Consider the following 25599-nt stretch of genomic DNA (forward strand, 5'->3'; position numbering starts at 1 on the left):
ATAATTCCTTAATTTTATTTCATGAAAGAATTAAGCGGATTTGACCATCACTTGGTTTCAAACGGATTCCACCGAATTAACCTATTAAACCAAGCCAGTCCATTACTACAACTAAAATCTCTGAGCAAAGAACTTGACACCCCAATTTTTATCAAGAGGGATGATCTAACCGAGCTCGGAACAGGTGGAAATAAACTTAGAAAGTTAGAATACCTATTGGCAGAAGCGAAGAACCAGCAAGCAAACCGGGTCATCACCATCGGAGCGAGACAATCTAACCATGCAAGGCTTACGGCAATTTCAGCAAAAATGCAGGGCTTTGAGGTCGATTTGGTCCTCAAAAATTCGGTCCCGCTTGATACAGAGAGTTATCAACTCAACGGGAACCTTGTTTTGGATAATATTGTTGACGCCAACATCCACGAAATACCCAACGACGGAACAGCCAATACCTTTATCAGCAACCTCAGCAAACATTATGAAACCGAAGGGGAGAAAGTATATTTCATACCCGTAGGCGGTTCTAATGTGGTTGGTGGATTAGGTTATGCTAGAGCCACCTTTGAGATCGAAACCCAAGCTGCTGCTCTAGGTATCAATTTTCAACATATAGCTTTGGCAAGTGGATCGGGAGGAACTCATGGAGGCGTAATCGCTGGCTATGAAATCCAAGGAAAGAAAGTCTTTATCCAGGCCTACAATGTACAACCAGACCGAGAACCTATCTTGACAGAAACCAAGCATATTACAGAAGGTATTCTCGACATTTTCGAACTGGACGATTCAAAATCCAAAATCGAATACCGATTATCCAATGAATATGTAGGAGAGGCATATGGCATACCCAATGAACAAACTTTGGCAACCATCAAGCATCTCGCTAAGACAGAAGGCGTTTTCCTAGATCCTGTTTACACTGGCAAAGCCTTTACAGGTTTGGTCAACGACATTAAATTAGGGAAATATCCCAAAGGAGAACCTATATTATTTATCCATACCGGAGGCACAGCAGGCTTATTTGCATATAGCAATTGGTTTTAAATTTCTATCTTTAGGAAATCAACCTTCTTAACTTTAATAAAATCCAATGCAAAGAAAAGACTTCATCAAATCTCTTGGAATCCTAGCAGCTACAAGTTTATCAACGGATGTAATTGGCAATACCCTGAAAGTCAATGCTAATTCACTCCAGATAAAAAAGGGGCTAGGCTATTGGATGATCAAGGAAGACCTTTCTCTACTGGACAAGTTTAAGTTGGTCAAGGACCTAGGTTTTGATGGCATTGAGTTCAACAGTCCATTGGACATCCCTTTGAAAGATTTATTGGAAGCGCGTGATAAAACAGGTATTGAGGTCCCAAGTACGGTCAATAAGGATCATTGGGGCAAACCAATTTCAGATCCTGATCCTGCTGTGAGAAAGTTTACCATCGACTCCATGGCGAAATCCTTGGAACAGACCAAAGAGTTAGGTGGAGATACTGTATTGCTAGTACCCGGAGTGGTCAGTGATACAGTATCCTATAAAACTGCTTATGGAAATGCCCTGGATTCTATTCGAAAAATGATTCCGCATGCTGAAAAAACAGGGGTAAAAATTGCATTGGAAAACGTATGGAACAATTTTATCCTCAGTCCAATAGAGGCCAAGGATTTTCTAGATAAAATAGATCATCCATTAGTCGGTTGGTATTTTGACTTAGGTAATATCCTACGATATGGATGGCCAGACCATTGGTTGGAAGTCCTTGGAGACAAAGTTTTCAAGCTCCATGTCAAGGAATACAGCAAGAAGATCATGAATGAGGAAGGGCTAGGGAAGGGCTTTAACATAGAACTTACCCAGGGGGATGTAAATTGGTCCCAGGTCATGAAAACCATCAAAGACATCAACTATAAAGGTCAATATATGACCTTGGAAGTAAACGGGGGTGACAGGACCGTTCTGAAGAAATTATCGGAACAGTTAGATACGATCATTAAATCCTAACTGACCGGTATCCGTGCAGGTAATACTAATTAATGATGATTACAATGGCTTCATTTGCCCAACTTGCATGTTGGAAAAAGCTTTGGAGTTTCACAAAATATTCCTCTAAATAGTCAAAGCTATTCTGTTCGTCCCAAATATCAGGATATACGGACTGTTCCTTCATCTCTTGAGGATTGAACCTAAGTTTCAGGTCTTCAATTCCAATCGCTTTGATTTTTTCATTCAAGCTCTTCACTTCCTCTGGAAGCAAGTATCTTGCTGGACCATAACCCAGATCTTGATTTTCATCTACCGATGCAGACCCTAAAATGACATGGCTCATTTTGTTCTCCACAGCGTTCTCAAAGGAGGACCCTGTCAACAAAAAAATTATGCCATCCCATGATTTATCAATATCTAAGGAAGGAGCTTGTGTAACTTCATTGGAAAAGAAATCTTGCTCCAACTTATGACTGTCTTCGAGGTAAGACTCCAATTTATCCAAAGTTACCCTTCTAAGGGTGCAATACATTCCCATAACTTAAATTTATAATTAAATATAAGGAAAATTAGAGATTCTTTAGCAAACAACACTTTTCTTCAGGTTCAAAAATTAGCCGAGTATGACAGTTTCATTCGAGGCATATTCGGGAATCATTCGAGGCATATTCGGGAATCATTCGAAAATCATTCGAGAATAATTTCATCCGATTCGAAATTTCGGAATGTGTCTCGAATGAGGTCTAATAGAAACCCAATAGAACAGCATATAAAAATAAAAAACCTAGCTGAATTTTGATCGGCTAGGTTAGGTATAATCCTTGAAAGGATTATTGATATTTTTAGGAAAGGGAGATCAAACCACGGAATCCACGGGCTGCATAATAGGATTCTGCTCCGTTATGGTAGGTAAAAACCCGGCCAAAGCGATAGTCTCCGAAGATAGCACCGCCTTTTTCCCTAATCTCAGTTGGTGTCTCCAGCCAACTAGAGGTCTTTGCATCAAAGTTGCCCAAAGCCTGTAAAGCAGCATATTCTGCCTCATTCAATATTTTTACCCCCATATGATTGGCCAAGTTGACCGCCGAATCTTTGGGCTTATGTTCTTTTCGGGATTCCAATGCCTCCTCATCATAACATAAGCTACGTCTGCCTTTTGGGCTTTCTGCAGCACAGTCGATATAGATGATTTCCTCATTGTCATATATCGATACCACATCAGGTTCACCATCTGATTCTTCCATCTCATTAATGCTCCAAAGTTTATCAGCCGAAGCCTCTAATTTTCCTTTAACATCTTCCCAGGTGATATTAGGATGCCTGTGCATATTTTTTTCAAATCGCTTTTTAAGGATATCCAATAGTTCCTCGGCACGCTGTGGTTCTAATTTTTTTGGTTTCATTGTTCTAGTTCGTATTAAACAAATGTAATTGTTCAAACAGAATATTTTGGGAGTTTGTTTTAAAAATATTGTTTTGAACCAGGATGCAAAGGATAGGAGGATGGATCAAGATGCTTTCCTCAAATAAATACGACCTCCACATCATTTCAATCAATCTCTTTTAGGCATCAATCCCAACCTTACTTTTTCAAAAAATCATAAGCGGCTTTTGAAACTTCTGCAATAATTTTGGCGCTGTTCGGTTCGGTTTCTTTGGAGTCGGTAACATAGACTGAAATATAGAAAACCTGGCCATCTGGCAACGTGACTACGCCAATATCATTGACTGCAGCTATGAAACCTGTGGTTTTATGGACTCCTGAATAACCGGTCTTGTGAGCCACAACGGTGCCCTGTGGCAATAGACCCTTTAACCTATTTTTACCAGTACTGGTGGAGCGCATAGTATCCCAAAGAAATTTATGGGAACTGTCTGACAGCAATTTTTTCGTGTTTGTGTAATAATCAAAGAGGATTCTATTGGTTTGTGCCACCTTCGTCCAATTCTGGAATTGAATATCCCAGTTACTTTGTTGTTCTTCCTCGGTAGTTTTGATCGATTGCTCCGTATAGCCTCTATCTTCAAAATATTTTTGTACAGGCTCAGTCCCTCCAAGCAATCCAAACATAATATCACAACCTACATTGTCGCTTTCCGCTACGGTATACCTTAATATTTCACTTAATGGCAGCGTTGTACCATTGGGGAACTTATCCTTGATTGGACTGTATAGATCAGTGGTAACTGTCGCCTTACTGATATCCACAGGTTGGTCCAAACTTAACTTCCCTTTATCCACCTGATCAAGGATGGCAATGGCAAGATGGAACTTATACGTGCTCTGTAAGGGATATTGATGATCTCCATTCATTATCAAGCTATCGGTAAAATCATTATTGTGAATGGCAATCCCAACTTTTGCTTGGTAATTAGCTAATATTTTATCAATCTGCGGTTTTAAGCCTTGCAGATTTTGAGAGAAAACAGAACAGGAAATGAGGCTGGAAACTAGCGTTAAAGAGTAAGTTTTAAAGTGCATTGAAAAATAAATTTTAGGGTTCAAATTTTAAACGGAGCTTAGAATTATTTATTGTTAATCAAGAGACCAGAAATAAATAAAATTTTAGTCAACCGATTGAAACTGCAAATAAAGCGTAATTAGCCTGTTTTGGCAAATTCTCACATTATTGAGATAAAAAATTAAATGTATTTTAGTCAGTACTGGATCAATTCTTTATTATGAAAAAAACACTAATTACACTTTCAGCAGCCATATTAATCAGTAACCTTAGTTGTGCCCAGAGTGCCCAAGATCTGCATCAAGTATATGCTGATTTAACGGTCTTCCAAGACGGGCTAGCTACCCAACTTAAAAAGGGAGTAAACAAGAAACAGATAGCGACTATTGCAAATGAGGATATCCGTGCCTTAGCACAAGGATTATTGTCTGGCAAAAATGTAGACCCTTATAAATATGCCAGCTATCCTGCACTATTATCACCGAAAACATTGGGTCAAGAACTGAGTATTGGCGATGGATATAGCAAATATGAAAATGTAACCGGCGTTTATCTACCTATTGGCAAACACATCCTTATTGCTGATGGCATTGAAGATGATCAAGATATCAAGCTCGTTATTCCAAATTGGATGCGTAAAGCGCCTAACCCAGAAGAGCCGACCAAAGACCCGAAGGGTTGGGGAATCGAGAAGAAGGAATTCAAATTAAAGAATGGGGTCAATATCATTGAATTAAAGGAGTTTGGCAGTTTGGCTTATGTCAATTACTTCTCTGATCAGCCCAAGGACGAAAAACCGATCAAAATACATTTTCTATCTGGACAGGTAAATGGTTATTTTGATATACAGAAGCATTCTGACCAAGATTGGAATGCATTTTTGGATCATGCTGTCTATCCGATCATGGATGCAAAGGGCAAGCATATACAAACGGCATATCCCGTAGAGGATCTAAAGAAATATGCATACGGAAAAGGGAAGGAGTTGATCAGCAATTACGATTCCCTCGTATATAGACAACATCGTTTAATGGGCTTGATCAAATACGATAGGGTTCCCGACAATAAGATATTAGCAAGAGTAAACTATAACTACTATATGTTCCGTGATGGAGATGGAGTAGCCTATATGGGAGACAAGCAGGGTTATGCCATGAAGATGGTCTTAGATCCAAGTTCAGTCATCAATGGTGACCCTTGTTGGGGATTTAGCCATGAAGTTGGACATGTACACCAAACTTCGCCAATGCTGAGCTGGGGAGGGTTAGGAGAGGTGAGTAATAATATTTATTCGCTTTATGTCATGAGGTCATTTGGAAACAAATCAAGAATCTTGGCCCAAAACAATTTCCAGTCAGCTAAAGAATCGATCATTGACAAAAAGATTTCCTATCTGCAAGACCCTGATGTGTTCAACAGGTTAGTTCCATTTTGGCAATTGCAATTATACTTTGAAGGGGAGGGGAAGAACCCAGATTTCTATCCAGACTTATTTGAGACTTTGAGAAAACAAAATAAGAACAATAGTCCTTCTAGGCAAAAAATCCGGGAACGATGGGGCAGGGAGCCTGTTGTTGTGGAACGAAACCCAGCAGTTCATCAATTGAATTTCATCAAGACTGCCTGCGAGGTATCAAGGACAGATTTAACTGATTTCTTTGATCAATATGGTTTCTTTTATGTAGGGGAAATGAAATATGATGATTATGGAAATTATGAATACAAAATGACCCAACAAATGGTAGATGAATGCAAGGATGCGATCAAAGCCATGAATCTGGGAAAACCAACGATAGATATCAGCAGCCTGACAGATAAGATTTAATCACTGACTATAAATAGACGAATTGGGTTTATTCAGTTAAACCCAATTAGTTTTTTTATGGTTACTGATTAACCTTTAGGCATAACCTTATAAGTTGGATCTTCTTCGATATCGACTTCTATAAATCCTTTGGCGTTATCCAATAATCGGACACAATCTGGACTGAGATGTCTTAAGGTAACTTTCTTATTTAAATCCTGATATTTTTGGATCAGCTTTTTCAAGGTTTCTATGGCGGACATATCAACTACCCTCGATTCTTGAAAATCTATGATGATATGTTCGGGATCCTCAATCATATCAAATTTATCCATGAAATTACTTGTGGAACCAAAGAACAGAGGTCCGTATATTTCATATACCTTTTCGCCATTTTCTGCTATGGATTTCCTGGCGCGAATCCTTTTGGCATTATCCCAAGAAAACACCAATGCTGATATGATTACACCTACAAATACCGCTAAAGCCAGGTTATGCAAGATGACCGTAATGGCTGCGACCAGGATACCAACCAGCACATCAGATTTTGGCATTTTGGTCAAGAGTCGTAAAAAGCCCCATTGAAAAGTAGAAATTGCCACCATCATCATGACCCCGACCAAAGCAGCCATAGGAATCTGTTCAATTACCTTTCCACCCACCAAGATCACAAACAAGATCCCCAATGCACCAACAATGGCTGAAATCTTGGTCCGCGCACCAGCATTGATATTCACCAAGGTCTGAGCCACCATGGCACAACCTCCCATACCTGCAAAAAATCCGTTGACCATATTCGCAGTACCTTGCGCTACGGCTTCCTGATTTGAACTCCCCTTAGTATTTGTGATTTCATCAACCATATTTAAGGTCAACAAGGATTCAATCAATCCAACTGCAGCCATAACCGAAGCATAAGGAAAGATGATTTTCAAGGTTTCGATGGAAAAAGGGACATTGGGTATGTGGAAAGAGGGAAAAGCACCACTCACCGATGCTATATCAATAACTTTCTTCGTATGGATATCAAAGAAGTAAACCAGGGCAAAGGTGACGATGATAGCAACCAAGGATGCCGGAACAGCTTTGGTAATTTTTGGAAAGATCAACACGATCAATACGGTCAGCAAAGTCAAACCAGCCATTATTAAGAGGGGAGAGCCTGTCATCCAGGTTTCTATGCCATTGTTGAACGTTTTAAACTGTTTTAATTGGGCCATAAAGATAATAATGGCCAGACCATTTAAGAATCCGTACATAACAGGCTGTGGAATCAGACGAACAAATTTCCCTAATTTAAAAGCGCCAACTAGGATCTGCATAAGGCCAGCAAGGGCCACAGCAGCAAATAGGTATTCGACCCCATGTGAGGATGCCAATGCAATCAGGACAACAATTGTAGCACCGGCGCCACCGGATACCATTCCAGGTCTACCTCCTAAAAAAGCAGTTACAATACCCATCAAGAATGCTGCATATAGACCAGTGAGTGGGCTAAGTCCCGCCAGTATGGCGAATGAAAGCGACTCTGGGATCATGGTCATAGAAACCGTTAATCCAGCGAGAATTTCATTCTTTAAATTGATCTTTTCCTTGGAAATAAGATTGATGGCTTGAAGCTTCATGTATCATTCAATAGAATGGCAAATTTGAGGAATATTGTTGAAAAAATGCTGCCAATATTTATATTTTGAACAAGTTAAGATCAATCAGCTTTTACACTCCAATAAACTTCTGTTTTCTCATTGGCGTAAAAACCTTCCAATAAAGCATCCTTCACGATACTTTTCACGGTCGCTGGATTAGAACAGATATAGATTTGGAAGCTATCCCAATGGCAGCTGATCAATATCTTGCGATCATAAGTATATAGATTTTGGTGTGTAGCATAATCTATTTGATCCTGGATCAGGTCATCAATCCAGACCAATTCCATGGCATCACCAAATTCAGCGCCTAAACATATCCATTCATATCCCTGTTTTTTAATCGCTTTTAGAATAGAGTTGATTTGGTTTTCAGGAATGCGGCCTTCAGTTGGTGCTAGGATTTGGTTATTCTCCATAGCGTTATCTAATATTTCCTCAAGGACCCAATCTTGTTTCAGCTTGACCAATCCACCGATAGAAGTCCTCAATGCGATATCTATTTGGTTAATCCCCTGAAATCCTGAAATCATTAATATCTCTTCCCATCGGATGGGTTTAGTATGGAGAAGGATCCTTTGTTTAATATCAATTGAAGTTCTATCGTCTATTTCCCAGAAATTAGAAAGTTTCAAAGTGGAAGAGTCCAGCAGTTGTAGGAAAGGATTTAAGGAAACAAATACACAGTTGAAGACACCGCTGTAGAAATCTAACAGTGAGACATCAGCAAAAGGGCCAATGGTATTCCTATCCATTTTTGGTAACTCTCTCAAGGGTCTTTATTTAAGCGGGTTAAAACCAGGCATTTCTTCCTTTCTAATTTATCAAAAACATTTTGGAAGTCAGGTTAATTTTTCAATTGATTTCCTCACTTAAATTTTTAGATTTGGGAAAACAAATTCCGAAACATGTTTGGCATCTTAAATTTTGAGCTCTTTTTGCTTGCGACCATAGTTTTTATTATCACACCGGGAATGGATACCATTTTTGTGCTGAATAAATCCATTAGTCAGGGGAGGTCTGCAGGTATATATTCTGCGATCGGGGTCAATGCAGGCATATTAGTGCATACCATGTTTGCAGCTTTGGGTCTTTCGGTGTTGATTGCCCAGTCAGCAATAGCTTTTTCCATCATAAAATATTTAGGAGCAGCCTATTTAATCTATTTAGGGATCAAATCCATTCTTTCTAAGGAAAAGGCCTTTAACCTGGAAGAGATCACGACTGAGTCAGAAAGTGGCTGGAAAAACTTTAAATCTGGATTGATTACCAACGTTTTGAATCCTAAAGTGGCTTTGTTTTTTCTTTCCTTTTTCCCTCAGTTTGTCCAGAAAGACGCTGTAGGTTCTTCAATTCCCTTTATCGTATTAGGTTTTACCTATGCGGCCTTAGGATTGCTGTATTATTGCATATTGGCGCTTTCCATGAACCTTTTTTCAAGCAAGATCAAGGGCAACAATAAAATCAAGGGATTTATGGATAAATTTTCAGGTATGGTATTTATTTTGATGGGAATTAAGGTAGCATTTTCTAAACTAAAATAATTTACAACTATGCCTTGGGATCCAGAAGTATACAACCGATATAAAGATATTCGCTATAAGCCATTTTATGACCTGCTAAATTTGGTAGAAGATTTAGGGCCAATGGAATGTATTGATTTAGGCTGTGGTACTGGAGAACAGACTGCAACGCTTGCAAACCGCTTTAAGGAAGCTAAAATCTTGGGCGTAGACAATTCAGCAGAAATGCTTGAAAAGTCGAAGCCTTACGAAAATGATCGGCTTAAGTTCAAACTGGAAAACATCGAGGATGCAATAGCTGACAACAAGCATTGGGATTTAATTTTCAGCAATGCAGCCTTACAATGGTTGGATAAGCATACCGTTCTTTTTCCTAAAGTTATTTCCAAATTAAAGGCGGGAGGTCAATTAGCCATTCAGATGCCCGTTCAGAATGATAATAAATTAAATCAGATCCTTTTAAAATTGGTACAGGAGGAACCCTTTGCCTCTCAATTAGGTCATTTCACGCGAAATTCCCCAGTTCTATCCATGGATGAGTATACACAGATCCTGTTTGACAATGGAATAAAGGATATTGAAATCTATCAAAAGGTATATCCTCAGATTGCTGAAAATGTGGATGATCTGTATGATTTCATCTCAGGTTCGGCAATGGTGCCTTATTTAGAGATTTTGGATGAAGAGAATAAGGAAGGATTCATCCAGGAATTTAAAAAAAGGATAGTGGATGCCTATAAAAGTTTTCCAGCAATTTATGCATTTAAACGGCTGTTGATTTATGGTAGAAAAGGCTAAGGCTTGAGAATTATATAATCCTATAAAATATTCCATAAGCAATAAGTGTTTCAGAATTTCATCTAGGATCCGATCCCAATTTATTTATAGCCATTTTATTATTTAAAGGAATTTATTCAAAGCATTTTAGAATCTAAGTCAAAGGAATCATTCAGATACCAAATTTAGATTTGGTTTTTAAGTGAGTAACTGTTGCGGATAGTTTGGTTATTACTTAGACTTTAAATTTTGTTAAGAGGATCGATAGTTAAAGGATTTGCCTTATTATCTCACAATACGAATAAGTCAAATAATTTATATTATGTTAAATAGTAATTATTGAATATACCCTTCTCTTGTATATTTGTGTTAAATACTAAAATCCTATAGTTTCTAAATTTATTAGCTCCTATAGGATTCTGTATAGTTTTCTTATTGAATTATTGCAGCGGCTACTGTAATATTTGTTCTTGGGTCAATGATGATTGCTCTAGAATTTTCAGGGAAATCCTTTTGTTGATCATAAACAATTTCATCTGCAGATTTTATTAATACTCGACCAATATCATTAAGACCAATCGCTTGCTCATATAATTGTTCTTGAGTATGGACGTCGTATTTATAAAGGATTTCTGGAATTTTTATTTTGCTGACTTTAGAATGAGTCTGCAACAAGTAAATCTGCCCCAAGTCAAGTTCTTTGTTTTCAAACCAAGAGATATTAGCTTCAAAAGATTTGTCAGTTTTTGCTGGATGGTTGGCACTGACAATGAAATCTCCTCTAGAAATATCAATTTCATCTTCTAAATGGATGATGACAGATGATCCATTGTGTGCTTCAGGCAATTCCTGACTATCAAATTCTATAGATTTTACCTTAGATTTGGAGCCACTTGGTAAAACCAGGACCTCTTCCCCTACTTTCAAGCCCTCTCCCAACACCCTACCGGCATAACCTCTATAATCGTGTAAATCAGTACTTTGCGGGCGAACTACCCATTGAACTGGAAAACGCCAACCTTGGTTTGCAAGTTCCTCAAATTCAACTTCTTCCAAATATGTGAGTATTGGTGCGCCATGATACCAAGGCATTCTTTGGGACTTTTGTACTATATTATCACCTTTAAGAGCAGATACAGGAATAAAATCAACATCTTCTAAGCCCAATTTATTGGCTAGGTTAAGATATTCTGTTTTGATATTCTCAAAAACTGCCAATTCATAATCTACCATATCCATTTTATTGACACAAACCAATACCTTTTTGATTCCCAATATTTTAGCAATAAATGAATGACGCTTAGTCTGCTCAATTACGCCTTTTCTGGCATCAACGAGGATAATGATCAGGTCAGAATTTGAAGCTCCGGTAACCATGTTCCTGGTATATTGTATATGTCCCGGTGCATCAGCTATGATAAATTTTCTATTTTCCGTTTGGAAGTATTTATAGGCGACATCTATGGTGATACCTTGCTCCCTTTCTGCTTTGAGACCATCTGTCAGGATTGCTAAATCAATGGTTCCATCATCATTCTTGCGGTTTGCTTTTTGTATGGCTTCCAATTGATCATCTAAAATAGAATTAGTATCATATAATAATCGGCCAATCAGTGTGCTCTTTCCGTCATCTACAGATCCGGCCGTTAAAAATTTCAAAATGTTCATGTTCTTTTCCTCCCTTAAATTAAAAATAGCCTTGCTTTTTGCGATCTTCCATTGCAGCTTCCGAGACCTTATCATCCATTCTGGCGCCACGCTCGCTAACTGTGGATGCTTTAATTTCGTTGATGATATCATCTAATTCAGTAGCAATCGAATCTACAGCGGCAGTACATGTCATATCTCCTACTGTTCTGAAACGCACTGATTTATGTTCTACAAGATCGTTGTCATCAATCTGAAGGACAGGATCAGCTGCCATCCATTGACCATTTCTAAAAACCACGTCCCTTTTGTGGGAGAAATATATGGATGGCAAGGCGATCTTTTCTCTTTTTATATAATTCCAAACATCGAGTTCAGTCCAATTGGAGATAGGGAAAACGCGGACATTTTCGCCTTTTTGGATTTTACCATTGAAAATATTCCAAAGCTCTGGTCTCTGTCTCTTAGGATCCCATTGTCCAAAATCGTCCCTTACCGAAAATATCCTTTCCTTGGCCCTAGCTTTCTCTTCATCACGGCGGGCTCCACCAATACAGGCATCAAAACCATTTTTTTCGATCGTATCGAGTAAAGTAACCGTTTGCAGGGCATTTCTACTGGCATTTTTGCCTTTCTGTTCAACGACCTTACCAGCATCTATGCTTTCCTGCACATAACCCACAATTAGTTTTTCTCCAATTTGATCTACTAGCCAATCACGAAACTCAATGGTTTCGGGGAAATTGTGGCCAGTATCGATATGAACTAATGGAAATGGAAATTTACCTGGTCGAAACGCCTTCTTAGCTAGGTGAACTAATGTAATCGAATCTTTTCCTCCGGAGAATAAAAGTGCAGGATTTTCGAACTGTCCAGCTACTTCTCTCAATATGTAAATGGCTTCTGCCTCTAAATGATCTAAGTAATCCATTGTATAAACTAATTATTTAAGTGTTACATGTAATCCACACTCCTTCTTTGATTTATCTTCCCACCACCATCTGCCGGCGCGGAAGTCCTCTCCTTCTTGTACAGCTCTCGTACAAGGTTGGCAACCTATACTGATAAATCCTTTATCATGTAGTGGGTTATAAGGAACGAAATTGTCTTTTAAGTATTTTTCTACGTCGGCCAAAGTCCAGTTGTATAAGGGATGGATTTTAATGATCTGATTGACATCATCCCATTCCACAAATTCCATTTGGTCTCTATTTTGAGATTGTTCAGCTCTGATTCCAGTAATCCAGACCTGATAACCAGCAATTGCTCGCTTTAGAGGCTCAATTTTTCTGATATAGCAACATTCCTTTCGATCCTCCACGGAATTATAAAAACTAGATGGCCCCTTCTGTTCCAAAAGTTCTTCTACGGCCTTTGTTTCTGGATAATAGGCTTTGATTTTTAACTTATAGAGGTCTAATGTCCGATTCCACACATAATAGGTTTCCGGAAAAAGACGTCCAGTATCTAAGGTGAAAATAGACGTCCTTGATTTTTCTTGAGCCAAAATGTGGGTCAACACTTGATCCTCTATTCCAAATGAGGTAGAAAAGACAGCTTTTTCGGCATATTTCTCCTCAATATATTGGATGATAGACCGTGCATCTGCTCCAATTAAGTCTGCTTTAATTTGCTCGATCATATTCATTTTGTTTAATTAATTGCTCCGTATGTGCATTCAGCACTGTTATTTTCTCCTTAAGGTCACCGGAAAGCTGGTTTCTAAGATCTGCCATGAGATTGAGTGTTTCATCAATTTCTTCTGGTAAAAGGTCATTCAAGAACTCTTTCAGTCTTTTGGCAATCGTTGGAGATTTCCCATTTGTTGAAATCCCGATTTTCAAATTTCCTTTTTGAACCACCGAACCCAGATAGAAATCACATAGGGATGGTTTGTCTGCCACATTCAAAAGGATATGATGATCAGAGCAAAGCTCCCTTACATAGCTGTTTAATTTGGGATTATTGGTCGCCAGAACTACCACCTGTTTGGAATAAAGATCGACGGCTGAAAACGAACGCTTATGCAGCACTATATTTTCTTTACCCAATACAAATTCATAGAAATCATGACAAATTTCCTCTGCCACCACGGTAACCTTGGCATTTGGTGAATTGGAAATAATAGCCTGTATCTTTTCCAATCCAACGGGACCAGCACCAACCAACAAGGTTTCTACCTGATCTAACTTGACATATATTGGAAAAAGCTCGTTCATTATCCTTCTATAAATTGTAATTGTTCCTTAACCTTTTCAAATTCCAGATGTTTAGCAACGACTTCTCCAAGTACTATGATGGCAGGTACTCCAATGGCTGATGCTTCAGCTTGGTCAAGGATATTATCAACCCTACCCAACACAATCTTTTCATTAGGAAGAGACCCATTTTGGATCAAAGCGATTGGTAGATCAGCCTTTCCATTTTCTTTATATAATTCAATGATTTGATGAAGTTTAGCATAACCCATCAAAACTACGACTGTAGCATTTGTATTGACTGCAGTATATAAATCTTCAGAAAGGAAACCCGCTTTCGTTGCTCCAGTAATGACCCAAAAAGATTCAGAAATCCCTCGGTATGTCAATGGGATCTGTTGCAATCCAGTAAGACTGATCGAAGAAGAAAGCCCAGGCACTACTGCGGTAGGAATATTGAATTTTCTTACAAAATCAATTTCTTCACCACCACGTCCGAAGACAAATGGGTCTCCTCCTTTGAGCCTAACAACATGACCATGGGTCAAAGCGTAATCAACCAAAAGTTGATTGATCTGATCTTGTGAGGTAGATAGCTGTTCAGCTCGTTTCCCAACGTATATTTTTGTACAATCAGCTGTTGCAAGTTCTAGTAATTCCTCATTTACTAAGGCATCATAAAGAATTACGTCGGCTTGTTGGATTGCTTTAATGCCTTTTAAGGTAATTAGGTCTGGGTCACCTGGACCAGCGCCTACTAATGTTACAAATGGTTTAATTTCCTTCATGTTCTCTCCTCTCTTATTGGTTTACTACACGCCATTCTTCTCTACGTTCTTTTGCCTCAAAGCAAAAGGCCTTGGCTTGCAGCAAATAGGTTCTTGCAAATTCCTCAGAAGGCTCGTATTTGTTGATCTGTAAAACTCTATCTGAAAATGAAGCTGGAAACTGGAAATAGTCTTCATTTACATAGTTGTCATCAAACTCTTGAATAACTGCGGTTTGTGTCGAAGCATTTATGCCTTTATCTAACAATAAGGCTTTAGCTGTCCATACGAATGAGCTGTATGAATGATAGATTGCATCAGCAAATTGCTTTTGTTCCAAGGCAAGTTCTGCTAGCTCCAGTTTTTCTTCGGCCTCTAATAATAAGGTGGCCACGAGATCAATTACCACTCCAGCACATTCGCCGACACCAATGGCAGTTTCAAAACTTTCTTCATGGCCCCAATCGATATGCTCATCAGCACTGAGGTTTCCAAGCTCTGCCAAGGGTTTCAATAATCTATAGAAATGATCTTTCCCTTGCTGTTCGTAATAAGAAATGAAGTTTTGCTCGCTATCCTTATTCGACTTAAAATCAGCTAATATAACATCAACCACCTGAAGGACTCTTTTAGTAGGAACTTTGATCACTCGATCTGCCACCCTACCTTTTCCGTCGCCAAGGGTTCCGCCTCCAATCATGACTTGAGCTGCAGGGACCACATTGCCATTGACTTTTACCGAACTACCGTGGAAGCCAATATGAGCAAGACCATGTTGGCCACAAGAATTCATGCAACCAGAGATCTTAATCTTTAATTCTTTTTCCTGTATAAAATCCTGGTGGAATTCATGGATGTAATTCTCCAGTACCCTTGCCATTTCAGTAGAATTCGATATACCTAGATTACAGGTGTCCGTTCCTGGACAAGTGGTAATATCAGCTGTGCTATTATAACCCGGTTTTGCAAAACCTAATTTTAAGAGTACATTATAAATACTTGCCAATGACTCAGGACGCACGTATTTAAACAAAAGATTCTGGTCTTGGGTGATACGAATATCGTCAGCGACATGATCTCTGATTCCAGCGATCAGTATCCGTGCTTTTTCCGTGGAAATATCTCCTGTTTGGATATTTGCATAAACGCCATAATAGCCTTTTTGCTTTTGTTCAAAGCTATTTGTAGCTTTCCAAAGCTCAAAACCAAGCAGGTCATCTGCTATTTCTTCTTCAACTTTATTAGATGGAGGCTCAGGTTGAGGGATTGCATCGATGTCAAAGGGAACACGCTTATGTTTTACCGCGATCTTCTCTTCTTCTATCAGATCCAAGACCGTTTCAAGACCAAGTTTTTGTACCAAGAACTTAAATCTTGCTTTATTTCGGTTATTCCGCTCTCCATAACGGTCAAAAACCCGAATTGTAGCTTCAGCATAAGGAAGGATTTCATCCTCAGGAAGGAAATCATAGACTTCATGCGCTAGAATTGGCTGGGCACCTAATCCACCACCTAACATGACCTTAAAACCTCTTTGTTCTTTACCATCAACTATTCTGATTTTAGGAATAAAACCGAAATCGTGGATATAGGAAAATGCGCTATCCTTATCAGAAGCTGAAAATGAAATCTTGAATTTCCTTCCCATTTCAGCACAGATAGGATTACGGACAAAATATTTAAAAGTTTGATGAGCATAAGGAGATACGTCGAATGGTTCCTCCGGATCAATACCGGCAGTTGCTGAAGCCGTTACATTTCTAACGGTGTTCCCACAGGCTTCCCTTAAGGTCATATCGTCCTCGGCAAGCTTAGACCAAAGTTCTGGGGTCTTGTCAAGGCTTACGAAATGGATTTGAATATCTTGTCTGGTAGTTAAGTGAAGGTTTTTGCTTGCGTACTCATCAGAGATATCCGCAATTTTTAATATCTGCTGAAAAGTAACTTTTCCAAATGGGAGTTTTATCCTCACCATTTGAACGCCAGGCTGCCTCTGCCCATACACTCCCCTAGCTAAACGCAAGGATCTGAACTTTTCTTCTGGTAGATCACCTTTCCGATAAGCTCTAATCTTTTTCTCTAATTCTATGATTTCCTGTGCTACTACAGGATTCTCTAATTCTGTCCTAAAGCTCTGCATTCTATCTTCAATTATTAAAAAGGTAATATTTCACCTCTTTAGTTAGGTTATTGATAACGTTTATTCGACAAATGTATAAAATAATTATAAAAGAACTATACAAAGTCTACCAAATTACTATATATTTGTGTAATTAATTTCAAAGGATGTATAAAAAACAGCAAATAAAAACAATTAAACTACTGATATTTAGCTCCTTAATCCAGATTGTAACATTTTCTTGTGCACCGAAAGTTGATCAAGGTTATGATAAGGACAAGGGATTTGTAGGCACAATATCAATTTCTGGGGCCTTTGCGCTCTACCCAATTGCTGTTTTATGGAGTGAAGATTTCAAGAAATTACACCCGCATGTAAGATTCAATATTTCAGCGGGAGGAGCTGGAAAAGGGATATCTGATGTGCTTTCTAATATGGTAGATATCGGATTGGTATCCCGAGACCTACACCCGATAGAAATAGAAAAAGGTGCTTTACCAGTTATTGTAGCAAACGATGCCGTTATAGGAACCTTAAATAGCAAACATCCTAATATCGCCGCTCTCCTAACAAGAGGATTGAGTCAAGATGAACTAAAAGGAATCTTTGTAACAGGCAAAATCAAAAAGTGGAGTGATTTAGATCCAAGCTTTGTAAACAAGAATATTGAAGTATATATACGTTCAGATGCTGCTGGAGCAGCAGAAACCTGGGCGAAGTATCTTGGAGCAACTCAAGAGGAATTAAAAGGAATCGGAATATTTGGTGATCCAGGATTGGCTCAAGCCATCAAAGACAATCCGCTTGCTATTGGTTTTAATAACATCAACTATGTTTTTGATTTAGAAACAAAAAGAACAACAGCAAATATTATAGCCCTGCCACTTGATATTAATTCAAACCATAAGATTGATGCTCAGGAAAACTTCTACACAGAACTGGATAGCCTCACAAATGCAGTGGCAACCGGAAAATACCCATCACCACCTTCAAGGGAACTTATGTTTGTCCTCAATAAGGAACATCAATCAAAGTTACTGGAAGAGTTTGTCCGTTTTGTAATGACCGACAAACAACAGGCATATTTACTGGACAATGGATTTGTGCCGATCAATAAGGAATTGAATAAGAAAGAGAACGAAAAATTGCTTGCAAGTGAATTACAGACTGATAAAAGATAAAATAATCAAAAACCTCTCTGGGATTTTATTGGGAATATGCCTCTTGGTGATATTGGCAATCCTCATTGGGTTAAGTATTAAGGCAGAACCATTAATTGCCACAGAATCCTTGTGGACTATCCTGAGCAGTAGCATTTGGTCGCCTATGAAAGGAAACTTCGGTTTTTTACCGTTTATCATGGGGACTGTATGGGTTACATTAATCGCATTAATCATTGCTGTACCCTTATGTTTGGCTGCATCCGTTTACTTGGTCGAGTATGCTGGAAGCAGATTGCGGAATTTTGTACTGCCATTAGTAAACATATTAGCAGCTATCCCACCTGTACTTTATGGTGTATGGGGAGTTCTATTCGTAGTTCCATTAATTGGAGGGTACATCGCTCCTATTTTCGGAATCAGCAGTACCGGTTACTCTGTCTTTTCTGGAGGTATTGTATTGGCCGTCATGATTTTTCCAATCATGGTGAGCATTATGGTCGAGGTCTTGCAGACCATTCCTATGGAGCTGAGATCAGTTTCCTTATCCTTAGGGGCCACTAAACTTGAAACCATTCAGCAAGTGATATTAAAGAAAGCAAGGCCCGGAATAATGGCTGCAATAGTTCTAGCTGTTTCCAGGGCATTTGGGGAAACCATTGCCGTGCTTATGGTCTGTGGAAATATTCCAAAGATCCCTCAATCCATATTTGATGCGGGATATCCATTACCCGCTCTAATTGCCAATAACTTTGGGGAAATGATGTCCATTCCTCTATATGATTCCGCATTGATGTTCGCAGCATTGCTATTGTTTATTATCATTTTAGGATTTAACCTGATTTCAAGAGGGATATTAAAGAAAATGGAGGCAAAAAATATATGAGCAACATCAATAGAAGGCTGAGGAAAGAAAAGTTTGCCAAACTCCTTATGCAAGGTTCTGGAATCATCATCACAGGCTCCTTATTCTTTATCATAGGGACGATCCTTTACAAAGGATTGCCATATTTGAGCTTAGATATGATCACCAAGACTCCTGAAGGAGGATTTTATGTAGGTAAAGGCGGTGGAATCCTCAATGCGATACTTGGATCGCTTTACCTTGCAGGTTTATCTACGTTCTTAGCCACTATCATTGGGATACCTATCTGTATTTATTTAAACATCTATTCTAAGAAAGGATCAAGGATCAGTCGATTTTCCAAATTAGTATTTGATGTTTTATTTGGAGTGCCATCTATAGTATATGGAGCAATAGCTTTCAGCATCATGGTGTGGCTAGGTGTCCGAGCATCGTTGATCGGTGGTGTGATCACGATTACCCTATTAACTATCCCAATCGTTGTCAGGACCTTAGATGAGCTAATTCAGACCATTCCAACGGATTTAGGCCATATTACAACTTCTTTAGGAGCAACTCGCTGGGAATCAGCTAAAGTCATGATAACCTATATTAAACCAGGCCTGTTCACCGCGATTTTACTTGCATTCGGAAGGGCAATTGGAGATGTTGCAGGCGTATTATTGACAACTGGGTTCAGCGACAATATTCCGATTTATCTGGATGAACCTACTGCAACCCTTCCATTGGCGATTTTCTTTCAGTTGAGCAGCCCTATTCCTGAAGTTCAGGGTAGAGCCTATGCTTCCGCATTAATTTTAACTATAATCATCTTACTTATTGTTATATGTACGCAATACCTAGCATCGAGACAGAAAAAACACAGGGCATAATCCATCAGGTAAATCCACATATTGAGATTAAGGGGTTGAATGTTTTTGTTGAAGACCAACATATTTTAAAGGACATCAATCTCGAGATTCCAAATAACTGCATAACCTCTATCATTGGTCCCTCAGGATGTGGCAAAACTACCTTGCTCAAGACGCTTAATAGGCTATTGGATGATTCCACTGAAGTCAAGGTCACGGGATCGGTACTTGTCAATGGTGAAGATATTTATGGTCCGGATGCTGAGGTGACCCATATCCGGAAAAAGATGGGCTTACTGTCCCAAAAACCATTTCCTCTGCCGATGTCTATATTCGACAACATTGCCTATGGCCCTAAAATTCATGGGAATAAAGATAAAAAGTCTTTAAAGGCTATAGTTGAAAGACAATTGCGCAATGTAGGTTTATGGGAAGAGGTTAAGGATCGGTTAGATGGTTCCGCAAGTAAATTATCGATCGGACAACAACAACGGCTCTGTTTAGCAAGGGGCCTTGCTGTAGAGCCAGAAATCATATTGGGAGATGAGTCTACTTCTGCTTTGGATCCAATTTCAACTCAGGTCATTGAGAACTTATTGGTCCAATTAAAACAAGATTATACCATTGTTTTGGTCACACATATCCTACGCCAAGCCAGAAGGGTATCAGATTATATATTATTCTTATACAATGGTGAGGTTATTGAATTTGGACCCTCAGAGCAGATTCTCTTGGAACCTAAGCATGAAATTACGAAACAGTATGTCAAAGGATTTATTTCATAATCACAATTAATAGATAGAAAAAGGGAGCAATTCGTATGAAAAGCTCCCTTATTTATTTAAATATTTTTGTGGTCTAAGACCTGGTTTCCCCTTCAGGACCTTCTTCAATGACTTCGGCGATCTCTTCAATGCCGTCTTCATCAGAATCCTGCCTAAATGGGGCGGTTTCATCAAATTCCCCCTCCCACTTGGCGACTACAACCGTAGCTAAACAGTTTCCAATGACATTCACAGATGTCCTAGCCATATCCATCAATTCATCTATACCTAGAATCGCTGCAATAACAAATACAGGTAGTCCAAATTGATCAGCAGTTGCGATCAAAATAATCAAGGATGCCCTAGGAACTGCTGCCACTCCTTTTGAAGTGATCATCAAAGTAAAGGCGATCATCAATTGTTGACCAAAGGACAAGTGGATACCAGCAGCTTGAGCTACGAAGATGGAAGCTAATGAAAGGTAAAGTGAAGTACCATCCAAGTTAAAGCTATAGCCAGTAGGAATTACAAACGAAACGATTTTCCTTGGCACACCAAACTTCTCCATTGCACTCATCGCTTTTGGAAGAGCTGCATCAGAACTTGTAGTTGCAAATGCAATAGAAACTGGTTCTTTAATGGCATTGATAAATTGCTTTACCGGAATTTTCAGATAAAGCGCTACCGGCAATAACACCCCGGCAAGGAAGAAAATCAATGCTAGGTACAGTGTTGCCAATAACATGAACAGGTTTTTGAGGATATCGATCCCCAAATGCCCAACGGTATAGGCCATTGCTGCCCCAACACCAATTGGCGCAAAGAGCATCACCAGATTGGTAAATTTGAACATGGCTTCGGAGAGTGATTCTGCGAAGTCCACAAAGGGCTTTCGCTTCTTCTCATCCACCATGGCCAGACCGATACCAAAGATCACGGCAAATACAACGATCTGCAAAACTTTATTCTCGTATACTGATTTTACAATATTTTCAGGAAATGTATCCCTAAAGAATGAGGTGAATTTATAGATCCAATGTGCGCTTTCATCAATATGTTCAAGTGCGATCTTATCTGCATCTGACACTGCGGATGTCTGCGGTAATTCTTCGTGCGGCATGTGCTCGATATCGATCCCTACTCCAGCACGGGTTAAGTTAATAGCACCTAGACCAATAAATATAGCACAGGTAGTAGCACAGAAGAAATACAACATGGATTTCCAAGCCATACGACCAACTTGCTTAAGATCTGAGTGGCCAGCAATACCAAATACCAAGGTGGAGAATAAAATTGGCCCCACAATGGTTTTCACTAACTTGATAAACCCTTGGCTTAAGGGCTGCAATGCCTTAGCTACATCTGGAAAATCAAGCCCAACAAAAATACCCAATACCATACAGGTTAGGATCCATGTTGTCAATCCTTTCCGTACAATTGCGTTCCATACCAAAACAATGGCAGTAACCCAACGGACAACCATCATCAAGGATGCAGGAATTGGCGCAAGATTAAATTCATAAAGGAGGGTCAGGATAGATGCTATCGCAATGGTCGCAAGTAGAACATATCCTGTAGTTTTTTTTGACATGTAGATTTAATAAGGTTATTTATTTCTTTTTTTTACTTTTTAGACGAACAAAAATAAAAAAATAGCTCTGCAAACCAAATCTTTTGCGTTATAGTATTTCCTAAAATGTGCTGAGTTTCGGCTTTTTCAATCGTAAAATATTGAATCAGAGAGTTGGGTTAAGGTTAAAAATATCGGGGAAGATTGTAAAATAAGAGGTACAAAGGATTAATAGAACTTAGAAACCAACTGATTTTCCATTTCAGGGATCTTGAAAAATAAAAAAACCACCTCTTTCAAGGTGGTTTATCTATAGAATATCTTTAAGATTATTCAGCGTGAAGCCAAGCTTTCTTCGCTAATAGTTCTTCTTCAGTTTCACGGACGTCTTCATCCTCAACACAACAATCAACTGGACATACAGCAGCACACTGAGGTTCATCATGGAATCCCACACACTCCGTACATTTATCTGAAACGATGTAATAAACTTCATTGGAAATAGCATCCTGTGATTCGTTCGCGTCAAGAGTTACTCCATCACCAAAATCAATCACACCATCCAATGCTGTACCATCTGAAAACTTCCAACTTACACCAGCATCATAGATTGCATTATTTGGGCATTCTGGTTCACATGCCCCACAATTTATACATTCGTCAGTAATTTTAATTGCCATTTATGTCCTTACAATAAAATAATAAACTAATTTTGCACTTTCAAAGGTAATACTAAAGCTATATACTCAAAAATAAAAGTATACAAAATTAGTAGTTATTTACTTTGATATGGCAAATATACGGCAAAAAAAACACAGATTAATTATAAATAGTAAGATTTTGACAAGAGCACAAAGAATAAACGCCTTCGTAAAACTCGGACAATTCCTTCAATCTGATGAGTTGAAGAACTCTCCCATCATTGATTCAGCAGTTCATAAAAATGCTTGGTATACCAAATCAAATATTCTGCAACAGATCCACGCCATTGCGCAAAATCTGACCCATGATCAATTGGAGAAATGGCTTAAGGATGTTCCTAATCAGGATATTGATAAATCTGTAGGCTTGGTATTGGCAGGAAATCTTCCCTTAGTCGGATTTCACGATATCATGTGTGTGCTATTGGCTGGGTTTACGGCCAAAATCAAAGTTTCATCAGATGATGCCGGCTTAACAAAATTTATACTGGATCAATTAATTGAAATTGAACCTCAATTTGCCAAGAAGATCCAATTACTGGATAAGCTAGAGAATTTTGATCTTGTCATTGCTACAGGAAGCAATAATTCAGCGCGTTATTTTGAATATTATTTCGGTAAAAAACCGAATATTATCCGGAAAAACAGAAACTCACTTTCTGTGCTTTCTGGAAATGAGACTAAAGAACAACTACAGGCCCTAGGACATGACATCTTTGATTATTTCGGTTTGGGATGCAGGTCTGTTTCAAAAATATTCATCCCAGAAGGTTATGACATTGCAAAGCTTATGGACAACCTAGAATCTTTTCATTCCATAAAAGACCATTCAAAATACAACAACAATTACGATTTCAATAAGTCAATCTATTTGATCAACAAGAACAAACATTTTGACAATGGTTTTCTATTGTTAAAGGAAGATGAAAGCCTAGCCTCTCCCCTTGCAGTCGTTCATTTTGAATACTATAAGGCTAAGGAAGAAGTAGAAAAATACATCCTAGCCCACAAAAAGGACATTCAATGTGTAACTAGCGATATGGATCTCCAGGTAGCTGACGTTCCTGTATTCCCATTTGGTGCAAGCCAATACCCGGCATTGGATGATTATGCAGACAATGTAAATACATTAGACTTTTTATTGGCAAACCAATAATTAGCTTTTATTGTCGTTATATGAGTGTGAATTCGTAAAAAATTATAATTTTGTTTGACTATGTATGTTATTAAGGTTAAAGGTGTAGCAAAAATTCCAGATTATGTTCAATTAAGGGACGATGCATTTACGCTTTTGGCTTATTTCCGCGTGGATAGACCCGACAAATCATTGGAAAAAATCGGACTTGCTGATAAATCCGAATATATTATGGATGTTGTTCGTGAATTACCATTTGGCCAAATAAAGAAAATCGACTTATAAATTACCATGAGAGAGACAAATACGGTTATCAAACTTAAACATGTAGATATCTATCAACAAAAACACCTTGTACTTTCAGATGTTAACTTAGACATTGCCCAAGGAGAATTTTTATACCTTATTGGACAATCTGGTTCAGGAAAAAGTAGTTTATTGAAAATAATCTATGGAGACCTATACATCGCGAATGGCGAAGGGATGATTGCTGGATTCGACCTGAAAAAACTTCATGAAAATGATGTCCCATACCTAAGACGTAAATTGGGAATCGTTTTTCAAGATTTCCATTTATTGAACGACCGTACAGTTGAAAAAAACCTAGAGTTTGCCCTTAAAGCTACAGGTTGGAAGGAAAAGGCTCAGATCGAGAACAGAATCATCGATGTGTTGGAAAAAGTTGGACTTCGTTCGAAACTGAAGAAAATGCCTCATGAACTTTCTGGTGGTGAGCAGCAACGTGTCGTAATTGCCCGTGCATTACTGAACAACCCTGAAATCATCCTTGCCGATGAGCCAACAGGGAACTTAGACCCCGCTACATCCGAAGAAATTGTATTGTTATTACGTGACATCGCTTCCTCTGGAACCGCAGTCCTGATGGCAACGCACGATTACCAAATTATTAGAAATATGCCTGCACGCATCCTGAAAACAGCAGATGGTGCGTTGCATGACAATGTCAGCATCTAACAGCTGACAATACCATTTAAATCCGACAATTTTGCTAATGAAACCAGTAAACACTGACAGCATGTCGGATTTTTTTTGTTGGCAAAAAAATTGATGGATGCCATGTTAAGGTTACTTAAACTAGATATTAGGAGATGATAAACGAGAACGAGAATATTCAAGACCCAGAAATGAACAATTCGGAGGAAAATGTAGAGCAAGGTTCTGCAGCTACCGAAGAACTTACCAATAAGTTAAGCGAATCCAACGATAAATATGCAAGATTGTTTGCTGAGTTTGACAATTACAAAAAGAGAACTGCAAAAGAAAAGATTGATTTAATGCAATCAGCTGGTAAGGATGTAATCTTAAAATTATTACCTGTAGTTGATGATTTCGATCGCTCCCTAAGCTTTATGAAAGACGTGCCTGCTGATGACCCAATGAAACAAGGCATTGACTTGGTTTATCATAAGCTTAAGAAAACCATGGAACAATTAGGTGTAAAGGAAATCGATGTTATTGGTCAACCTTTTGATCCTGAATTCCAAGAAGCCATAACCCTCATCCCTGCACCTACCCCAGATTTAAAAGATAAGGTTATCGATGTTATTGAAAAAGGTTATACTTTGAATGACAACGTAATCAGATTTGCGAAAGTAGTAGTAGGCCAATAAATATAAA

General features: G+C 38.6%; 26 protein-coding genes. 13 read left to right on the forward strand and 13 right to left on the reverse strand.

Going from position 1 to position 25599, the window contains the following annotated elements:
- Nucleotides 1-21: 21 nt before the first annotated feature.
- Both NMK93_RS10405 and NMK93_RS10410 read left to right on the forward strand, forming a co-directional pair.
- Nucleotides 22-1041, forward strand: coding sequence for a D-cysteine desulfhydrase family protein (locus NMK93_RS10405; protein ID WP_254527159.1), 1020 nt, complete (start codon nt 22-24; stop codon nt 1039-1041).
- A 46-nt stretch (nt 1042-1087) separates the two neighbouring features.
- On the forward strand, nt 1088-1990 hold the full coding sequence (locus tag NMK93_RS10410; protein WP_254527161.1) for a sugar phosphate isomerase/epimerase: 903 nt from the start codon (nt 1088-1090) through the stop codon (nt 1988-1990).
- Between the two features lie 25 nt (nt 1991-2015).
- Here NMK93_RS10410 and NMK93_RS10415 read toward each other — a convergent pair whose 3' ends face one another.
- From NMK93_RS10415 to bla, 3 genes are all read right to left on the reverse strand, one after another.
- Complete coding sequence (locus NMK93_RS10415) at nt 2016-2510, reverse strand: YfbM family protein (protein WP_185212142.1); 495 nt, start codon at nt 2508-2510, stop codon at nt 2016-2018.
- Nucleotides 2511-2814: 304 nt separating this feature from the next.
- Entirely contained in the window at nt 2815-3375 is a 561-nt protein-coding gene (locus NMK93_RS10420; RefSeq protein WP_185212143.1) for a DUF4256 domain-containing protein, read from the reverse strand.
- A gap of 179 nt (nt 3376-3554) precedes the next feature.
- Nucleotides 3555-4454: a class A beta-lactamase, subclass A2 gene (gene bla, locus NMK93_RS10425; protein ID WP_254527162.1), complete on the reverse strand. Its 900-nt coding sequence runs from the start codon at nt 4452-4454 to the stop codon at nt 3555-3557.
- 200 nt (nt 4455-4654) lie between these two features.
- Here bla and NMK93_RS10430 point away from each other — a divergent pair, with 200 nt between their 5' ends.
- Nucleotides 4655-6259: a M60 family metallopeptidase gene (locus tag NMK93_RS10430; RefSeq protein ID WP_254527164.1), complete on the forward strand. Its 1605-nt coding sequence runs from the start codon at nt 4655-4657 to the stop codon at nt 6257-6259.
- Between the two features lie 68 nt (nt 6260-6327).
- On the opposite strand, the gene NMK93_RS10435 is transcribed toward NMK93_RS10430, so the two are convergent.
- Nucleotides 6328-7863, reverse strand: coding sequence for a SulP family inorganic anion transporter (locus tag NMK93_RS10435; RefSeq protein WP_254527166.1), 1536 nt, complete (start codon nt 7861-7863; stop codon nt 6328-6330).
- Between the two features lie 80 nt (nt 7864-7943).
- Nucleotides 7944-8657, reverse strand: a complete 714-nt coding sequence (locus NMK93_RS10440) for a DUF2711 family protein (protein WP_185216334.1) — start codon at nt 8655-8657, stop codon at nt 7944-7946.
- A 135-nt stretch (nt 8658-8792) separates the two neighbouring features.
- Between NMK93_RS10440 and NMK93_RS10445 the strand changes: the two genes are divergently transcribed.
- Both NMK93_RS10445 and NMK93_RS10450 read left to right on the forward strand, forming a co-directional pair.
- Nucleotides 8793-9428: a LysE family translocator gene (locus NMK93_RS10445; RefSeq protein WP_254527168.1), complete on the forward strand. Its 636-nt coding sequence runs from the start codon at nt 8793-8795 to the stop codon at nt 9426-9428.
- 9 nt (nt 9429-9437) lie between these two features.
- Complete coding sequence (locus tag NMK93_RS10450) at nt 9438-10205, forward strand: methyltransferase domain-containing protein (RefSeq protein ID WP_254527175.1); 768 nt, start codon at nt 9438-9440, stop codon at nt 10203-10205.
- Between the two features lie 411 nt (nt 10206-10616).
- Here the strand turns inward: NMK93_RS10450 and NMK93_RS10455 are convergent, their stop codons facing one another.
- From NMK93_RS10455 to NMK93_RS10480, 6 genes are read right to left on the reverse strand one after another with little or no spacing between them, the layout of a single operon-like run.
- Nucleotides 10617-11852, reverse strand: coding sequence for a sulfate adenylyltransferase subunit 1 (locus tag NMK93_RS10455; RefSeq protein WP_254527182.1), 1236 nt, complete (start codon nt 11850-11852; stop codon nt 10617-10619).
- A 19-nt stretch (nt 11853-11871) separates the two neighbouring features.
- Nucleotides 11872-12762, reverse strand: coding sequence for a sulfate adenylyltransferase subunit CysD (gene cysD, locus NMK93_RS10460; RefSeq protein ID WP_185212151.1), 891 nt, complete (start codon nt 12760-12762; stop codon nt 11872-11874).
- 12 nt (nt 12763-12774) lie between these two features.
- Nucleotides 12775-13479: a phosphoadenylyl-sulfate reductase gene (locus tag NMK93_RS10465; protein ID WP_254527184.1), complete on the reverse strand. Its 705-nt coding sequence runs from the start codon at nt 13477-13479 to the stop codon at nt 12775-12777.
- A complete protein-coding gene (locus NMK93_RS10470; protein WP_254527186.1) occupies nt 13457-14050 on the reverse strand; it encodes a bifunctional precorrin-2 dehydrogenase/sirohydrochlorin ferrochelatase in 594 nt (197 codons plus the stop codon). The genes NMK93_RS10465 and NMK93_RS10470 overlap by 23 nt, the downstream gene beginning before the upstream one ends.
- Nucleotides 14050-14817 carry a uroporphyrinogen-III C-methyltransferase gene (cobA, locus tag NMK93_RS10475; RefSeq protein ID WP_254527188.1) on the reverse strand — a complete coding sequence of 256 codons (768 nt, stop codon included), beginning with the start codon at nt 14815-14817 and terminating at the stop codon, nt 14050-14052. The genes NMK93_RS10470 and cobA overlap by 1 nt, the downstream gene beginning before the upstream one ends.
- 13 nt (nt 14818-14830) lie before the next feature.
- Nucleotides 14831-16936, reverse strand: coding sequence for a HEPN domain-containing protein (locus tag NMK93_RS10480; RefSeq protein WP_254527190.1), 2106 nt, complete (start codon nt 16934-16936; stop codon nt 14831-14833).
- 146 nt (nt 16937-17082) lie between these two features.
- Here NMK93_RS10480 and NMK93_RS10485 point away from each other — a divergent pair, with 146 nt between their 5' ends.
- The 4 genes from NMK93_RS10485 to NMK93_RS10500 are packed head-to-tail and all read left to right on the forward strand — an operon-like array spanning nt 17083 to nt 20576.
- Nucleotides 17083-18096: a PstS family phosphate ABC transporter substrate-binding protein gene (locus NMK93_RS10485; protein ID WP_254527192.1), complete on the forward strand. Its 1014-nt coding sequence runs from the start codon at nt 17083-17085 to the stop codon at nt 18094-18096.
- Nucleotides 18071-18961, forward strand: a complete 891-nt coding sequence (gene pstC / locus NMK93_RS10490; RefSeq protein WP_254527194.1) for a phosphate ABC transporter permease subunit PstC — start codon at nt 18071-18073, stop codon at nt 18959-18961. The genes NMK93_RS10485 and pstC overlap by 26 nt, the downstream gene beginning before the upstream one ends.
- Nucleotides 18958-19812 carry a PstA family ABC transporter permease gene (locus tag NMK93_RS10495; RefSeq protein WP_185216345.1) on the forward strand — a complete coding sequence of 285 codons (855 nt, stop codon included), beginning with the start codon at nt 18958-18960 and terminating at the stop codon, nt 19810-19812. The genes pstC and NMK93_RS10495 overlap by 4 nt, the downstream gene beginning before the upstream one ends.
- Nucleotides 19767-20576: a phosphate ABC transporter ATP-binding protein gene (locus NMK93_RS10500; RefSeq protein WP_254527196.1), complete on the forward strand. Its 810-nt coding sequence runs from the start codon at nt 19767-19769 to the stop codon at nt 20574-20576. Before NMK93_RS10495 ends, NMK93_RS10500 begins: the two co-directional genes overlap by 46 nt.
- Before the next feature lie 73 nt (nt 20577-20649).
- Here the strand turns inward: NMK93_RS10500 and NMK93_RS10505 are convergent, their stop codons facing one another.
- The gene (locus NMK93_RS10505) at nt 20650-22146 is read right to left on the reverse strand and encodes a dicarboxylate/amino acid:cation symporter (RefSeq protein WP_254527198.1); all 1497 of its coding nucleotides are present in this window, start codon (nt 22144-22146) and stop codon (nt 20650-20652) included.
- Nucleotides 22147-22454: 308 nt separating this feature from the next.
- Nucleotides 22455-22805 (reverse strand): 4Fe-4S dicluster domain-containing protein, encoded by a 351-nt coding sequence (locus tag NMK93_RS10510; protein ID WP_093096554.1) that lies wholly within the window; start codon nt 22803-22805, stop codon nt 22455-22457.
- A gap of 160 nt (nt 22806-22965) precedes the next feature.
- Here NMK93_RS10510 and NMK93_RS10515 point away from each other — a divergent pair, with 160 nt between their 5' ends.
- From NMK93_RS10515 to NMK93_RS10530, 4 genes are all read left to right on the forward strand, one after another.
- Complete coding sequence (locus NMK93_RS10515; protein ID WP_254527200.1) at nt 22966-23982, forward strand: acyl-CoA reductase; 1017 nt, start codon at nt 22966-22968, stop codon at nt 23980-23982.
- A 60-nt stretch (nt 23983-24042) separates the two neighbouring features.
- Entirely contained in the window at nt 24043-24246 is a 204-nt protein-coding gene (locus tag NMK93_RS10520; RefSeq protein ID WP_185212162.1) for a fructose-6-phosphate aldolase, read from the forward strand.
- Between the two features lie 6 nt (nt 24247-24252).
- The gene (locus NMK93_RS10525) at nt 24253-24936 is read left to right on the forward strand and encodes a cell division ATP-binding protein FtsE (protein WP_185212163.1); all 684 of its coding nucleotides are present in this window, start codon (nt 24253-24255) and stop codon (nt 24934-24936) included.
- Between the two features lie 134 nt (nt 24937-25070).
- Entirely contained in the window at nt 25071-25592 is a 522-nt protein-coding gene (locus tag NMK93_RS10530) for a nucleotide exchange factor GrpE (RefSeq protein ID WP_254527201.1), read from the forward strand.
- Nucleotides 25593-25599 lie beyond the last annotated feature (7 nt).

The sequence above is a fragment of the Sphingobacterium sp. LZ7M1 genome, from assembly GCF_024296865.1.
GTDB lineage: Bacteria > Bacteroidota > Bacteroidia > Sphingobacteriales > Sphingobacteriaceae > Sphingobacterium.

Coding starts and splice junctions, on each gene's coding strand:
- NMK93_RS10405 (WP_254527159.1), top strand. CDS start 22: ATGAAAGAATTAAGCGGATTTGACCATCACTTGGTTTCAAACGGATTC.
- NMK93_RS10410 (WP_254527161.1), top strand. CDS start 1,088: ATGCAAAGAAAAGACTTCATCAAATCTCTTGGAATCCTAGCAGCTACA.
- NMK93_RS10415 (WP_185212142.1), bottom strand. CDS start 2,510: ATGGGAATGTATTGCACCCTTAGAAGGGTAACTTTGGATAAATTGGAG.
- NMK93_RS10420 (WP_185212143.1), bottom strand. CDS start 3,375: ATGAAACCAAAAAAATTAGAACCACAGCGTGCCGAGGAACTATTGGAT.
- bla (WP_254527162.1), bottom strand. CDS start 4,454: ATGCACTTTAAAACTTACTCTTTAACGCTAGTTTCCAGCCTCATTTCC.
- NMK93_RS10430 (WP_254527164.1), top strand. CDS start 4,655: ATGAAAAAAACACTAATTACACTTTCAGCAGCCATATTAATCAGTAAC.
- NMK93_RS10435 (WP_254527166.1), bottom strand. CDS start 7,863: ATGAAGCTTCAAGCCATCAATCTTATTTCCAAGGAAAAGATCAATTTA.
- NMK93_RS10445 (WP_254527168.1), top strand. CDS start 8,793: ATGTTTGGCATCTTAAATTTTGAGCTCTTTTTGCTTGCGACCATAGTT.
- NMK93_RS10450 (WP_254527175.1), top strand. CDS start 9,438: ATGCCTTGGGATCCAGAAGTATACAACCGATATAAAGATATTCGCTAT.
- NMK93_RS10455 (WP_254527182.1), bottom strand. CDS start 11,852: ATGAACATTTTGAAATTTTTAACGGCCGGATCTGTAGATGACGGAAAG.
- cysD (WP_185212151.1), bottom strand. CDS start 12,762: ATGGATTACTTAGATCATTTAGAGGCAGAAGCCATTTACATATTGAGA.
- NMK93_RS10465 (WP_254527184.1), bottom strand. CDS start 13,479: ATGAATATGATCGAGCAAATTAAAGCAGACTTAATTGGAGCAGATGCA.
- NMK93_RS10470 (WP_254527186.1), bottom strand. CDS start 14,050: ATGAACGAGCTTTTTCCAATATATGTCAAGTTAGATCAGGTAGAAACC.
- cobA (WP_254527188.1), bottom strand. CDS start 14,817: ATGAAGGAAATTAAACCATTTGTAACATTAGTAGGCGCTGGTCCAGGT.
- NMK93_RS10480 (WP_254527190.1), bottom strand. CDS start 16,936: ATGCAGAGCTTTAGGACAGAATTAGAGAATCCTGTAGTAGCACAGGAA.
- NMK93_RS10485 (WP_254527192.1), top strand. CDS start 17,083: ATGTATAAAAAACAGCAAATAAAAACAATTAAACTACTGATATTTAGC.
- NMK93_RS10495 (WP_185216345.1), top strand. CDS start 18,958: ATGAGCAACATCAATAGAAGGCTGAGGAAAGAAAAGTTTGCCAAACTC.
- NMK93_RS10500 (WP_254527196.1), top strand. CDS start 19,767: ATGTACGCAATACCTAGCATCGAGACAGAAAAAACACAGGGCATAATC.
- NMK93_RS10505 (WP_254527198.1), bottom strand. CDS start 22,146: ATGTCAAAAAAAACTACAGGATATGTTCTACTTGCGACCATTGCGATA.
- NMK93_RS10510 (WP_093096554.1), bottom strand. CDS start 22,805: ATGGCAATTAAAATTACTGACGAATGTATAAATTGTGGGGCATGTGAA.
- NMK93_RS10520 (WP_185212162.1), top strand. CDS start 24,043: ATGTATGTTATTAAGGTTAAAGGTGTAGCAAAAATTCCAGATTATGTT.
- NMK93_RS10525 (WP_185212163.1), top strand. CDS start 24,253: ATGAGAGAGACAAATACGGTTATCAAACTTAAACATGTAGATATCTAT.
- NMK93_RS10530 (WP_254527201.1), top strand. CDS start 25,071: ATGATAAACGAGAACGAGAATATTCAAGACCCAGAAATGAACAATTCG.